General features: G+C 36.2%; 13 protein-coding genes. 2 read left to right on the forward strand and 11 right to left on the reverse strand.

Annotated features, from left to right (window positions below; translation table 11 throughout):
* Positions 1 to 94: 94 nt before the first annotated feature.
* Complete coding sequence (locus tag ACZ42G_RS12565) at positions 95 to 685, reverse strand: TetR/AcrR family transcriptional regulator (protein ID WP_464850668.1); 591 nt, start codon at positions 683 to 685, stop codon at positions 95 to 97.
* Positions 686 to 704: 19 nt separating this feature from the next.
* Entirely contained in the window at positions 705 to 2,702 is a 1,998-nt protein-coding gene (locus tag ACZ42G_RS12570) for an oxidoreductase (protein ID WP_464850669.1), read from the reverse strand.
* Between the two features lie 251 nt (positions 2,703 to 2,953).
* Between ACZ42G_RS12570 and ACZ42G_RS12575 the strand changes: the two genes are divergently transcribed.
* Together ACZ42G_RS12575 and ACZ42G_RS12580 are read left to right on the forward strand one after the other, a co-directional pair.
* On the forward strand, positions 2,954 to 3,460 hold the full coding sequence (locus ACZ42G_RS12575) for an RNA polymerase sigma factor (RefSeq protein WP_464850670.1): 507 nt from the start codon (positions 2,954 to 2,956) through the stop codon (positions 3,458 to 3,460).
* On the forward strand, positions 3,450 to 4,544 hold the full coding sequence (locus ACZ42G_RS12580; RefSeq protein WP_464850671.1) for an anti sigma factor C-terminal domain-containing protein: 1,095 nt from the start codon (positions 3,450 to 3,452) through the stop codon (positions 4,542 to 4,544). Before ACZ42G_RS12575 ends, ACZ42G_RS12580 begins: the two co-directional genes overlap by 11 nt.
* Positions 4,545 to 4,598: 54 nt before the next feature.
* Here ACZ42G_RS12580 and ACZ42G_RS12585 read toward each other — a convergent pair whose 3' ends face one another.
* The 9 genes from ACZ42G_RS12585 to ACZ42G_RS12625 all read right to left on the reverse strand — a co-directional run bounded on the left by ACZ42G_RS12585 (position 4,599) and on the right by ACZ42G_RS12625 (position 14,956).
* Complete coding sequence (locus ACZ42G_RS12585; protein ID WP_464850672.1) at positions 4,599 to 5,873, reverse strand: PTS ascorbate transporter subunit IIC; 1,275 nt, start codon at positions 5,871 to 5,873, stop codon at positions 4,599 to 4,601.
* 25 nt (positions 5,874 to 5,898) lie between these two features.
* Positions 5,899 to 6,174, reverse strand: coding sequence for a PTS sugar transporter subunit IIB (locus tag ACZ42G_RS12590; protein WP_206199043.1), 276 nt, complete (start codon positions 6,172 to 6,174; stop codon positions 5,899 to 5,901).
* 34 nt (positions 6,175 to 6,208) lie between these two features.
* Complete coding sequence (locus ACZ42G_RS12595) at positions 6,209 to 6,943, reverse strand: sugar isomerase domain-containing protein (RefSeq protein WP_464850673.1); 735 nt, start codon at positions 6,941 to 6,943, stop codon at positions 6,209 to 6,211.
* A complete protein-coding gene (locus ACZ42G_RS12600) occupies positions 6,921 to 9,083 on the reverse strand; it encodes a BglG family transcription antiterminator (protein WP_464850675.1) in 2,163 nt (720 codons plus the stop codon). The genes ACZ42G_RS12595 and ACZ42G_RS12600 overlap by 23 nt, the downstream gene beginning before the upstream one ends.
* A gap of 160 nt (positions 9,084 to 9,243) precedes the next feature.
* A complete protein-coding gene (locus ACZ42G_RS12605) occupies positions 9,244 to 10,179 on the reverse strand; it encodes a sugar kinase (protein ID WP_464850677.1) in 936 nt (311 codons plus the stop codon).
* A gap of 14 nt (positions 10,180 to 10,193) precedes the next feature.
* On the reverse strand, positions 10,194 to 10,823 hold the full coding sequence (locus tag ACZ42G_RS12610) for a bifunctional 4-hydroxy-2-oxoglutarate aldolase/2-dehydro-3-deoxy-phosphogluconate aldolase (RefSeq protein WP_464850678.1): 630 nt from the start codon (positions 10,821 to 10,823) through the stop codon (positions 10,194 to 10,196).
* Between the two features lie 26 nt (positions 10,824 to 10,849).
* Complete coding sequence (locus ACZ42G_RS12615) at positions 10,850 to 11,875, reverse strand: LacI family DNA-binding transcriptional regulator (RefSeq protein WP_464850680.1); 1,026 nt, start codon at positions 11,873 to 11,875, stop codon at positions 10,850 to 10,852.
* A 148-nt stretch (positions 11,876 to 12,023) separates the two neighbouring features.
* The gene (locus tag ACZ42G_RS12620) at positions 12,024 to 13,637 is read right to left on the reverse strand and encodes an MBL fold metallo-hydrolase RNA specificity domain-containing protein (protein WP_274893519.1); all 1,614 of its coding nucleotides are present in this window, start codon (positions 13,635 to 13,637) and stop codon (positions 12,024 to 12,026) included.
* A 116-nt stretch (positions 13,638 to 13,753) separates the two neighbouring features.
* Positions 13,754 to 14,956: an ROK family transcriptional regulator gene (locus tag ACZ42G_RS12625; protein ID WP_350494223.1), complete on the reverse strand. Its 1,203-nt coding sequence runs from the start codon at positions 14,954 to 14,956 to the stop codon at positions 13,754 to 13,756.
* Positions 14,957 to 15,185 lie beyond the last annotated feature (229 nt).

Genomic DNA, 15,185 nt, shown 5'->3' on the forward strand with positions numbered 1-15,185 from the left:
ATTTTCGAGCTAACGCTTAAACTGTTAGAAATAATATTAGCTTTTTATTATAACACAAATTTATGACTTGTAAACCAAAAGAAATATCTTTATTCTACTTTTCAATATAGCTTTCTGCCATTCTGGATATTATGTCTTCCATCTCAGCTAAAAGATCAGTTTTTCCGTCTTTTAAACACCAGTCGAATATTACACCTCTCGCTACAATAAATAGCTTCTCTGTAATTTCCTCACAGTTAAAAGTGCCGGGTATCTTGCCTTTTTCCTGCTCATTTTTTAATATTTGAATAAGCATATTCTGCATAGAACGTCCATGTGTTAAAAACATCTTATTCGTGGGAATATACAGATTTTTAGCCATATCTACTCCATCATTTATTGCAAGCTTGGCATATATGAGAAAATACTGAACCAATATATCCTTGCAGTCTGTATAAGCCTCTAAGATCTTCGGCACTTCAGCCTCAAAAAATTCATCGCCATGCTTAAATATCTCCACTAAAAGATCATATTTGGATCTAAAGTAGTGATAATAATTTCCTATAGAAACATTGGCCTTTTCTGCTATGTCTTTTACAGTTATGTTGTCATACCCGTGTTTTTTTATAAGCTCTACACCGCAACTGTATATCCTCTTTTTAGTGGCAATGGCCTGCTTTTCTCTGGAAGTTAAACTTTCTGGCACCAATCTCTCTCCTGTTCTTCTAATCTATATTTTTAGCAACCTCAAAGGCATTCCATATTGCATACATTATATTAGAAACATTGCCGGCATCGCCTATAAGATACACGTTTGAAATTTTATCCTTTATTTCTCTATACAGAGAATCAGACGGGGCATATCCAACCGCAAGAATAACTGTATCTGCTGCGATGTCTATATCACCATCAGGCGTATTCACTTTAAGCACCTTTCCGTCATATGCAGTAGCTTTTGCAGATGTTATAGTCTTTATTCCTTTAAAAGGTATCAATTCTTTTAGCATATCGCTATTTGCATGGCACAATGGGCCATTTACAGCCAAAAGCTTTGGAAGCGCCTCAACTATCGTCACATTTTTGCCCATATCTTTAAGCCACAGCGCTGTCTCGCACCCTACAAGTCCACCGCCAATTACAACAACATCATTCCCTATATCAACTTTGCCTAATAACGCATCTTGAGCGGTATATAAAGGTCCTTCTCCCAGTGAAAATACTTTTGGCTTTGAACCTGTGGCGACTATCACTGCATCTGCGCCAAAATTAATGACATCATCAGCATCTAATTCTGAATTTAGATGGACTTCTACGTTTAACTTCTTAAGTTCATTCTCATACCAAGCCACCAGCGCATGATCATCTTCTTTAAATGATGGCACGCCGCCTGGAATAAGGTTTCCACCCAACCTATCAGTTTTTTCATACACGATTGGCTCATGTCCGCGAAGTGCTAATACGCGAGCTGCTTCACATCCTGCTACACCGCCACCTACAATTAAGACTTTCTTTTTGTGCTGTGTCGGTATAAGCCTCTCAACGCTTTCGCGACATGCCTGTGGATTTACTGCACAGTTTAATGCGGAATACTCCTGTATGCGTCCCATACATCCTTCATGACATGATAAGCAAGGGCGTATAGAAGCAGTATCACCTGCTTTAAGCTTATTTACATAATCAGGATCAGCCAAAAGTGGACGGCCAAGTGATACTATGTCGCATGCTCCATCTCTTACAGCGTCTGATGCAAGGTCTGGATTATCCATACGTCCTGCGCATATTACAGGCACGTCTACTACATCTTTTACCATCTTTGCATATGGGATGTAAAGGCCTTTTTCTTGGTACATTGGCGGATGGCTCCACCACCATGCATCGTAGCTTCCTACATCTACGTCCAAAGCGTCGTATCCGTATTCAACCAAAAGCTTAGCTGCCTCTATACCTTCTTCGATATCTCTGCCTTTCTCTACAAACTCCTCACCCGGAAGGCCACCTTTACGCCAATCTTTGATGAAGCTTTTTACACTGTACCTTAGCGTCACCGGGAAATCACTGCCACATGTGCTTTTTATCTCCTCCAAGACTTCCCTTGCAAAGCGCAGCCGGTTTTCAAGGCTTCCGCCGTATTCATCTGTTCGATTGTTAAACATAGATATGGCAAATTGGTCTAAAAGGTATCCTTCGTGTACCGCGTGTATCTGCACGCCGTCAAATCCTGCTCGCTTCGCATTGTAGGCACCTTTGCCAAACTGCACAACTATCCTGCGAATTTCCTCTTTTGTAAGAGGACGGCATGTCTTGTCAAGCCAGCGGTGTGGGATAGCCGATGGCGCAACAGGCGGATGTTCTCCTAAATTTGTAGGAATCGTGACCCTTCCAAATCCACCAGATAATTGTAAAAACACCTTAGAACCATAAGCGTGTATTTTCTCCGTCATCTCGCGAGCAGTCCTAATGAAATGAACTGGATTATGCGTAGAGCATGGGCAATTAGGCATGTCATGCTTTTCTATATCATTGTCAACAAATGTGACACCCGTTATGATAAGTCCTGTACCACCTTTAGCTCTTTCAACGTAGTAATCAATTCCTCTTTGATTGAAACCACCTTCGGAATCGCCAAGGCCTAATGGTCCCATAGGAGCCATTGCAAAGCGGTTTTTGATGACACAGCTTCCGATAGACACTTCATCAAAGAGAATGCTGTACTTTTTGTCCATAAAAAGTCCCCTTCTTTTCTTAATTTTATTGAACATGTTCACCGAATGCATTCTACGAAAATTATATCAGTATGTTAATTAATTGTCAAGAAGGTAAAAGATTATTTAGCCATCATTATTTATAGTTTGCTTAATAAAATAAATTTTAAAAGTTTGTATACATTTGTTTATCTGTTTTGTTATATTAATGAAAGGACAAAAACGGCGCCGTTATATAGAATGCATCAGACATTATACTGGGGAGGTCAGTCATGAAAGATGAGAGGTTTGAAGACTTCTTAATAGATAAGATGGCCATAATTTACAAATATCTCATTAAAATCGGTGCATCTTATGAAGATGCAGAAGACATCGTACAAGAAACCATTTGCAAAGTTGTTGAGTATGTTGACTCCATAAACACAGACGACATCTATCCATGGCTGTTTAAAGTATCAATAAACAAATATTATAATCTGTACAATAGGAAAAAGAAGGAGGAAATCGGTATCGATGATAAAATCCTTAATAGCCTCTATTCAGATGGAATGATAGAAGAACACGTGCTTAATGAAGAATTAAAATCAAACGTTCATAAAGTCCTTGGTCTATTAAAGGAAAGCTATAGAACCCTCTTGATTTTTAAATATTTTGTTGGATTATCTTATAAAGAAATAGGCGAGATCTTAAATCTGGATGAAAACAAAGTAAAAACATATCTTTACCGTGCAAGAAACAAATTTAAAGAATTATGGGAGGTATCGAATTATGGCAGATGAAAAAAATATAAATAATGATGAGAAAGAACTTGATGAAATTTTTGAAAACACAAAGAATGATAAATTTAATAAAGCAATTAAAAAAGCAAAATGGCGCTCTATTCTAAGAACTACAGTTATAAGTTTGATAGTCATATTAATTGTTTCAATAAGCACCATCTTTATAGGAATCAAGGTAACACAGTCAGAAAGCTCTGATATAAGTTTTGCCTTATCAGTATTCAACGATATCTCTGCTCCTGACATGTATATAGGAAAATCAATAAGATATGAAGGAATCTTTGGAGGCAAGACAGTTTATTCAACTTACAAGATAATAGAAGGCAAAGTAGTTTATACAGGTCAGCAGGAATACAGCTATGGGCTTTTCAACACTGTGGACGTACAGGCTATCAATTCACCGGCTATAGTATGGGGAGAAAGTTTTGATGAAGACAGTTTAAATAAACCTACGTACAACGAACTTGGTCAAAGGGAAATGATTTTCTTCTATCCATACGTAAAATACAAAATGTACAAAAATGATCTAAATCTACTGGAGGACATAGGAAATGACAAATATATAGAGATGGCATTATCTTTTGATAAAGCCTACAACATCGACGAAGTAAATAAAATGATGCCAAAAAACGTAACTTTAACGTGGTATTGGATTGACGATCTAAATAGCAAAGAAAAAGAAGCACATGAACCACATAAAAATAAACAAAAGCTTCCTGATGGAAAGACAATTGATGTAGATAATCCAGCAGATGTATGTTCTGAAAGAGCCGCATACGGCATAAAGGTCTATGACAGCAATGGAGACAGATTAAAAAATCCAGAAGAACTTTTTATAGGAGCAATCGAAAACAATATAAATCAGTTAGAAAAACTTAAAACAGATATTCATAAGGTAAATGGCATCAAGTATGAAGTTAAAAGGATTTACGATAATCTAAAAGACAAGAATGGAAAAATAAAGAAGGAAGATTTAAAGATACAAGGCGTCGTCGTAACAGGTACTGCAGAAACCTTAAAATCTCTTAGAGGTTTACCTTTTATAAAGGCATCATCATTAGGTGTTGTCACAGATAAGTATTGAATATTAAAAGCTGCTGACTTTTAATCAGCAGCTTTATTTTGTTACTTTCACATATTATATTCCAAAAATTTTCAAAATCCATCCAAGAATAGAACCAAGTGTTACCATATCGGTATCACCAGCCCATCTCATAAAATCAGTAATTGTATGTGCAACAACAGGTAATACAAATGCTTGACCAAATATGATTATTAATCCTGCAATTATTCCACCAACAATTGCGCCTCTTAAACCACCAGTCGAATTTCCAAAGACACCGGCAGGACCGCCATCAAAAAAGAATGGTATCATAGCAGGTAAGACAACCCATGGATATCCAGTAAAACCTAATATTAAAATTGATATTATCCCTACTATCAAGCTTGTTATAAAACCAATCATAACTGCAGTCGGTGCATAAGGGAAAATCATGGGACAATCAAGAGCTGGAATTGCATTTGGTATCCATTTCATTGTAATTCCTCTAAATGCAGGAACGATTTCTGCTATAAACATTCTGACACCAGTAAGTAAAATTGTAATTCCCGCGCCAAATGTTAAGCCTTGGATAAGTGCGTAAATTATAAAATTTTGACCATTGCTTATTTTTTGCTCAACAAAAACAGGCCCTGCAATTAAAACTGCTATCAAATAAACTACCGTCATTACCAGTCCTGTTGATATTGTCACATCTCTAAAAAAATCCAAGCTATCAGATATTTTTATATTTTCAGTATCATTCTTTTTATTGCCTACTAAACCACCAATATATCCTCCTAAAACAGCGCCAATAGTAGACGTGTGACCATATGCAAATGTATTTCCACCTGTAATTTTTCTGATAAATGGTTGCGCTAAAGCTGGCATGAAAGTAATATATAACCCCATTAATATAATACCAAATACTATTAAAGCAGCTCCCTTTACACCAGCATCAACCAAAACTGCTACCCATACAAAAGACATCCAAAAGAGTAAATGCCCTGTTAGCCAAACATATTTTAATTTTGTAAATTTAGCAACTAATATATTTATGATAAATGCCCCAAGCATAACTAAACCAATAACACTACCATACTTTGTAATAACTTCATTTGTGCCTATACCTGTATTATTTACCTGATTTATACCATAAATATGGTTGAATATCGTTGCTAGAGGATTTACTGTATTTGTTATAATGCCGGCCGCAGATGTCATGATCAATAAGCCAATGGCTGTTTTCAATGTTCCTTTAAGTATGTCACTAAAACTCTTTTTCTGCAAAATCAAACCAATAAATGCTATTAAAGCCATGAAGATCGCTGGTTGCTGGAAAATCTGTGTAACAACAAAATTTAGAACTTGCATATATTTACTCCTCTCCTCATTAAAATTATTTAATAAATGGCATCAATTTGCCACTTATCTCATTTTTATTTATAAAATTGTCTATAATCACTACAGGAACATCATCTCTTCTGATAATTTTAGCTATTTCCTTAGATGTCAAAATTAAATCACATGGCTCACTTACAGCTGTTCCAGCATCACATGCGCTGACTTCAGCCTTTATTCCGTTTTCACTTAAAATATCTTCAACCGTCATCCTCAATATTAAGCTAGTCCCTGAACCAACACCACAAACCGTCAATATTTTCAATTTATTCATATTCAACACCTCTTGAGAACGTATTTAACAAAAACTATAACATTTTGATTAATGGTCTATATTTATTTATCAAATTTTTATTAAATTCATCCGAACCGTCTATATTTCCACTCATGAATACAGGAACATCAACACCCTTTGTTGCTAATTTTTCAGCCACATCAATAAAAATACTATTTATGATCGTTGCCCCAATTATGGTCGATGTTGGACCTATTTTAACTTTTAACCCGTCTATGCTAATTGAAGCATCCCCAACATCACACATATTATCGATATAATAATCAACAACTTCGTATAATTTTTTCCCACTAATATGTTTAGAAGAATATGCATTTGAATATTTTAGTGATGTTATGGCTACAGTTGTCAAACCATTATTTTTGGCTTTTATGGCAAAATCAATGCTAACGGGATTTCTACCGGAAGTTGAAAATACAAAAAGTACATCACCTTTTCTTAAATTAAAGTTATCATAAATTATCTCTCCAAGATAATTCATACGCTCTAACTTACTGCTTTTTTCTGCACCCTCATGTAACATCAATACTGGTTCTAATATAGGATTTACACATGCTAATCCTCCGGCTCTATAAAAAGTTTCTTCTGCAAATATATGAGAATGGCCACAACCAAATATGTCTACAGTATATCCTTTTGAAATACTATCAGCGACAATATCTTCAATCTCATTCAATATTTCTCTTTGTTCTATAAAAATTTTATCTATTTTATTCTTAATGACTTCAATATATTCTAAACTTTTCATGCTTCTCACCTTTTAACTCACAATCTTTGATATAATCTAAAATATTTTTAGAATCAACACATTTTAGCATGTATTCGACTTTCTCATCATCCCCCAACAATTCCACCAATTCCGATAATGCTTTTAAGTGTGATGAATGGTCAACTGCACACAAGCATACGACTATTTTTACTGGATCGTTTTCTTTATTGCCAAAGTTGACTGGATTTTTAAGAGTGATGAGGCTCATGCCTATTTTCTTAGCTCCTGATTCTGGTCTTGCATGTGGCATTGCTATACCTGGTGCAATGACGATATACGGTCCTATCTCTTTTACAGAATCTATCATTGCGTCTATATATCTATGCTCTATAGCACCTTCTTTTTCTAAAAGTTCACCTCCAATCCGCACTGCTTCTTCCCAATCCTTTACTTCAACATTCAGCTTTATCGTCTTTTCTGTCAAAAGGTCTTTTAACAATGGTTCTGCAACTCCTCTCTCTTCGTTTACATCTTCTATATCTAAGAATTCTTTAAGTTCTTCGATCAGTTTTTGCCTGTTTAAAATACTGCAATGCTTCTCAATAATTTCAATTAGATCGTCTAACTTGATTGCGTATGTCCTGTCATTTCTTATAAACAATTTCAACTTCTCAATGTCATTTTCAGTTAACAAGGGATTTACAACTACAGTCTTAATTCCTTCCGCATTCACTGGAACAGTAGACACTATCAAATCAACATGCTTTTTCTTTAATTGGTCTTTTACTTGATGGTATGCAACAGTTCCTTTTATATTTACATTGAAAACCGATTGAAGCCTTGATGACAGCATCTTTGCCGTTCCGATTCCTGTGCCGCATACAACAAGCACATCCATTCTATTCATCACCGGTGATTTTTGCCTCTCTATCGCTGCACCAAAATGCATCACAAAATAACCGATTTCTTCATCATTAAGCTTATTTCCTGCATATTCCTCTAAAGGTTTTAAACAACCTTTCACTATTTCAAAAAGCCTGCTGTAATTCCTTTTTATTTCATCCAATACTGGATTTTTCAACTCTAAGCCATGGCTTAACCTGTATATTGTAGGTCTTACATGCTCTAAAAGCCCTTCAAAAAGCTGCACATCTCTGGATAAGTCTATATTTACTTCTCTTTCTACGTTGCTTATAATTTTCTTCGTAATAAGTTCCAGTTCAAGCCAATTTTTATCTTTGTTGCTTTTTTTATTTGTCACATTGCTTCCCAAAAGATGGACAGTTATATAGCCAATCTCGTCTATAGGTATGTTGACATTAAAATGCTTTTCAAGCATCTTGGCTATATTTGAAGCGACGCTGAATTCCTTCGTCATTTCCAGCGATTTTAATTCTTCTGTAGGCATTATGATGTCTCTTCCAAGCTCTATCCTCTTTATAGCAATTGCAATATGAGCAACTAACCCTGTAAAGGCTGCATCAGAAAATACCGTCTCCAATTCATTTTCCGCAATTCTTATGCATTCCTCAATGTACGATATATCAATATTTTGAAAAAGCCTTTTTATTTCGTTGTCCATGCCTACGTTTATCTTCGTGTACATAGGCGATTTTACGATGTCAAGCACTTTTTCTATATCTACCGTTTCTGTAAGAAGCTCTATAGCGGCTTTTCTAAGTTTCTTTTCATCACCTATGACTTTCAATCCATACTTTGGCACTGACTTAAGCTCAAGCCCATGCTCTAAAAGCCATTCCCTCACTTTATCAAGGTCATTTATTATAGTGCTTCTTGACACCAATAATTTGTCTGCCAGCGTGTTTATCGTCGTATAATCTTTCTGTCCCATAAGGCTACTCAAAATAATGTTAACCCTTTCTTTCTGCGAAAGCGCATAATGGTAAATACTTACGTCGTCTAAAATCTCTAATGCTTTTTTTCTGTCTTCCAATGATTCAGAAAATTTCACACCTACATTTGGTTTTCTTATCAATTGTGGCAAACTATTGTACTTTAAAAATTCATCAATTGCATCAAGGTCATACCTTATCGTCCTTGAGCTTACCTTAAATGAACTGGCCAGTTCAGTGATCTTGACCGGGAGGCTTGAATTAACAAGCTTCATCAATATGTGTGTGCATCTTTCATTGAGTATGATAATTATCACCTCTTTCATTATCAATTATATTATCATTTGTCTTGCTTGAAAAGCTTAACATTTTTCAAATCAATTATGGCAAATTTGCACTATATATTATACTGTATTTCTAAAAACAAAAATACCGCCTCGACTTTTAGTCTTGACGGTATATTTATCTATCTGATAACACTCACATTTAATTTTCATTCATAAATTTTTCCAATGTATCTCTATATGGAAGTCCATCGTTGTCACCTGGCGACATAATTATTATCGCACCTATTGCATTGCCCCTTTTTACTGCATCTTTTAGCGTAAGCCCTTCTAACAGCCCGCTTATTACACCTGTTGCAAATCCATCTCCAGCACCAACTGTGTCAACTACTTTTTCAACTTTATATCCACTTACAGTGAAGCTCTCGTCTTTTGTCTTGACATATGCTCCTCTGTCGCCGATTTTGATTATAACAGCTTTAACTCCTCGTCTTAAGTAAAAATCAGCTATGACATCAACATCATCTGAACCTGTCAAAATAAATCCTTCTTTTATGCCTGGCATTACAATATCGCAATTGAACGCGATCTCATTCAGCGTTGCCACCATCTCATCTTCGCTTTTCCAAAGGCTCTTTCGTATATTGGGATCAAATGAAATCCTTATGCCATTTTCTTTTCCAATCTGAATCATTTTGTAGACAGTATCCAATGTATCTTTTGAAAGAGCCGCTGTTATGCCTGTAATGTGTATGTGGTTGATCTCACTTGCATCACAATCAATGTCATTTGGTGTCATGTGGGATGCTGCAGAACCCTTTCTAAAGTAAAATATGTCTGGATCTCCTTTTGATGTCTTTGATTTAAGCATAAAACCTGTCGGATATTCATCAGTAAATTTTACCGATGAAACGTCGATTTTTTCTTCCAACAATTTATTATAAATGTACTTGCCAAAAGGATCGTTTCCAAGCTTCGTAATGTATTTAACATTATGCCCCAGCCTGCTTAAACCTATGGCCACATTTGCTTCTGCACCTGCCAATGCCTTCGTAAACTTGCTGACATTGTCAAGGGTGCCTTCTTCATCTGCAATGAACAATGCCATAGGTTCTCCTGCCAATAAAACCTTTGCCAAAATGTATCACCTACTTATCCAATTTGCTTCAATGCATTTACGAGCCTTTTTGCTCTTTCTTCCAAAAGATCCAGATTGTCAAAGTTTATTCCCTTTGTCAGATAACCGCCTACGCCAACTGCATATGCGCCGTTTTCAAACCACTCATTTATATTCTCGTCATTTACGCCGCCTGTAGGCATAAACTCCAGAAATGGAAATGGTCCTTTGAGAGATTTTATTATCTTTGAATCGACAAATTCTCCAGGGAAAAGCTTAATGACTTCTGATCCCATTTTGTAAGCTTTATACATCTCCGTAGTTGTAGCTGCTGCCATCGAGAAAAATACATCATTTTTCTTGCAATATGCAGCCACTTCCTCAACAATGCAGGGTGTCACCACAAAATCTGCACCATTTCCTACAGCTTCCTCTGCCTGACTTAACTCCAATACCGTCCCTGCACCTATTATCTTATCAGGGTATTTCCTTTTAAGCTCCTTAATAAGCTTTCCTGCACCTTCCACAGTGTAGGTTATCTCTATTATGTTTATGCCGCTTTCTATGACTTTCTCTGCCATTTTAAGCCCCAATTCATAATCTTTGCACCTTATGACTGAAAATATCCCGCCTTTTGTTTTCTCTTTTATTTCCTTAAAACTCACAGAAATCATCCTTTCTTTATATTTATTTAATGAGATCTTGTAGATCCCCTTATTACAAGCTCTGCCTTCAAAACAACCTTCTTAGGTTCAAATTCATCGCCTCTACTTATCCTGTCAATAAGCATTTTAGCTGATTCCACGCCAACTTCATAGGTAGGCTGCGATATGGTAGTAATCCCTGGCGGTATAAGGGACGCCCATCCCCAATCGTCGTAACCACATACGGCAACATCATCAGGTACCTTTAAATTCATCTTATTTATGACTTGCAGTACATTTAAAAGCACAACACCATTTACGGCAAATAATGCCGTCCTGCACCTCCTATAGTCTCTCATCATTGATACTATATTTTCTTCAATTTTGCTTAAATCATCGTCTACTTCAAATATCAAATTGTTGTTATCTATTCCGTATTTTTTTGAGACATCTGTAAATGCCTGCTTTCTTTCGGTTCTGGTGCTAATATCGCCTATCCTTTCAGTAAAAAAGCCTATTCTTTCATATCCATTTTTTATAAGGTGCAAAATAAGCTCTGACGTAACTTCGTAGTTGTTGACAACAACGGTATCAAATACCATGTCTTTTATGCTTCTATCAGCTAATACTACAGGTAAGCCTTTTTTAGACAGTTCTATCAAAAACTCGTCATTACCACCTGCTGTGTTTATTATAAGCCCATCTATATTGTTGTCTAAAAGTGATAAGATGTACTCTCGTTCTTTTGTGGCATCATTATCTGTGCTGGCTATTATTAAATTATATCCATTTTCCTTTAAGACTTTTTCTATTCCTTTAACAAGGATGGACGAAAAATGGTTGCCTATGTCCGACACAAGTACGCCTATGAGGTTCGACCTATTCAGTTTTAAGCTGCGAGCCAGATTATTGGGTCTGTAGTTAAGTTCATCTATGACCTTTTTGATGTTTTCCCTTGTAGCATCTGACATGTACTCAAATCGGCCGTTTAAAAACCGGGAGATAGTCGTCTTTGAGACACCTGCTTTTTTCGCCACATAATCGATCGTGATTTTAAAGTTATCATTGCTCATGTCATCACCAACATTTGTTTTTTAGAAACCAGTTTACGAAACCGGTATATATAATATATTCTACATTAAATTTAAAAATCCTTCTTTTTTTATTTAATGTAAACAAATTTATTTCTATAAAAAAAGTGCGCACTATGGCGCACAATAATTAGCTAAATCTTCTTTTTAATCTGGACAATACATCTGACATTGCTGCCAAATCGCTGCCGACTTCTTTCACCTTTCCTCTATTTTGACTTATGATGTCTTTAAGCCTTGACAGAATCTTATCATTTTCCGCCCTCAATTCTTCTATCTGCTTCAATATCTCCTCATCTGAAGGCAATGCAATCTCTGCTACATTTACTTCATCGGACTCAAAGTCATACGTATCGTACTTTGATGGAATGATCGTTTCAATGTCAAACACATCTTTTATCTTCTCTGAAAGTACTTTTTGAGCACTATCTTCGCCGTGAACAATAAATATTTTCTTAGGCTTTTTCTTAAATGACGATATCCAATCCATAATACCCTTTTGATCAGCATGCCCAGAGAAGCTTTCTATGTTTTGGATTTCCGCATTGACTGTTATTTCCTCTCCAAATATATTCACAGTCTTTTCACCTTCTAATATTCTCCTGCCAAGGGTACCTTTAGCCTGGTAACCTACAAACACTATTGTGCTGTCAGATCTCCAAAGATTGTGCTTTAAGTGATGCTTTATGCGGCCAGCTTCACACATGCCACTGGCTGAAATAATTATGACAGGCTCTTTAAGGTCATTAAGCGCCTTTGATTCTTCTGCCGAATGTGTAAAATGCAAATTTGGAAAATCCAATGGATAATCACCATTTTCCACATATCTTCTGGCTTCATCATCGAAATAGTCAAGATGCTTTCTAAAGACGTCTGTGACAGATGTAGCAAGGGGACTGTCTACGTACACAGGCACTTTACTTATATACTCTATCTCATTTTTGTAAAGTTCCTCATCTTTGTGTATCTCATATAACAGTTCTTGTGTCCTTCCTACGGCAAATGATGGGATTATCACATTGCCTCCTCTTGATATAGTCTTTTTTATTATCTCCATAAGCTTTTTGGCTTTGTCGCCTACGTCTTCATGCAGCCTATCACCGTATGTGGATTCACACACAAGATAATCTGCCTCATCTATTATCGCAGGATCTCTCAAAATCGGTATATTTTTGTTTCCCAGATCCCCCGAAAAAACCACCTTCGTCTCTTTTCCACCTTCTTTTACCCAAATCTCCAATATAGATGAACCCAGCATATGTCCTGCATCATTGAACTTTACTTTTACATCATCTGATGGCTCTATTATCTCATCATAATTGACACCGTAAAAAAGCTGCATTGCCGCTTTTCCATCGTCAGCAGTGTAAAGCGGCATCCTAAGCGTTTTTCCCGCCCTCTTTCTTTTGCGGTTTTTCCATTCGTTTTCAATCTGCTGTATATGCCCACTGTCCTGCAGCATGTATTCACAAAGATCTACCGTGCCTTTAGTTGCGTATATCTTTTTTCTATATCCTCTTTTATATAGAAGTGGAATCCTTCCACTGTGATCTATATGAGCGTGTGTCAAAAGCATGAAATCAATGTCTTCAATATCAAATGCAAACTCTTGATAGTTGTACTCATCTTCTATTTCGCTTCCTTGAAACATGCCACAGTCTATCAGAAATTTTGATTTTTCAGTCTCCACAAGATAGCACGAACCTGTTACTTCCTTCGCAGCACCTAAAAAAGTGATCTTCATCATATCTCTCCTCTCGCAATTGATAAAAATATTCAAGATTTTATCAATAGTCTTAATAATATTATACTATAATTAACAAAAAAAGCGAGGAAGAACTTACATGCCTTACCTCGCTTTTACAATCCGGGATATGAAAACACTTCAGATATGACAAGTGTAACAGCGCCTATAGCTCTTTCCAGCATTCCAAGCTTTGATATCTCGATGGCAACATCATTGTACCTTGATACAAGACATTTTTCTCTCACGTACTCTTTGACAGCGTCTATCAACATATCGCCAATAGCAGATAATGTATTGCCTATAAGCACCAAGTCTGGATTAAATGTATTAACTATATTTACAATTCCAACGCTTAAATTCTTAGAAATTTCGTTTATAGCATCGATAGCAAGCTTGCTTCCTAACTCTGCATAACCTGCAATATCGTTTATATCAAGAGAATCAATATTTTCACTGTCTATAAAGTCATCTTCCTGTCCTGATTCAAGCTTTTCTTTTATATATCTGAAAAGAGATTTTTCGGATGCGTAGTTTTCCCAGCAACCTCTGTTTCCACAACTGCACATGTGGTCATTTATATCAATTGTCATGTGCCCTATCTCGCCTGCTAACCCACTGGAGCCTCTATAGAGCTCATTATTGATTATGATTCCTGTACCTATGCCAATGCCTGCACTGACATAGACAAAATTTTTGGCGTTTCTGCCTCCTCCAAACCACTTCTCACCTATAGCACCTGTATTAGCTTCATTGTCTATATACACTTTTAAGTTGAATCTCTCTTCTACCATCTTTTTAAGCTCCACATTTTCCCAATTCAAGTTTGGAGCTTTTAGCACAACGCCTCTTTTATAATCTGTAATACCAGGCACACCGATGCCTATGCCTAATATTCCCTTCACCGTATTTGGCGAATTTTTTATAGCCTCATCTATAAGTTCCAGCATCTTAGATATGATGTCTTCCTTGCTTTCGCCGATCTTTAAATGTATCCGCTTTTGCCACAATATGTTTGCAAGTATGTCTGTCAAAATGACGAGAATATAATTCACATCAAGATCGACACCAATGACGCAACCAGCAAGGCTATTTATCATAAGCATTATAGGCTTTCTGCCGCCTTTTGACTCTCCGGGCCCTTCTTCCTCTACAAAGCCTTCTTTTATAAGTTCATCAACCAAAGAAGAAACTGTTGATTTATTAAGCCCTGTAATATTTGCTAAGTCAGCCCTGGATATTATGCCTTTTTTGCGGATAGTGTTTAAGACGATGGATTTATTAATTTGTTTTATCAGCAATTGATCACCTGTTATCATTTAATCACCTTGCAATACTTCGTTTTCACCAGCATATTATACCATATTAAAATGTGCTTTCTCAATGATACGGCCTTAACATAATAATCGAAAAACACGTACAAAAGTTTAACAATTTGACGAATTTTCAATGACTTTATTCAATTCTAAAATATATACTCCAATAGCAATTGTCTCCCATCTAAAGATGGGAGACGATTTTATCTGTTATTTCAACAATTTAGTTGTC

The organism is Thermoanaerobacterium calidifontis, from assembly GCF_055381745.1.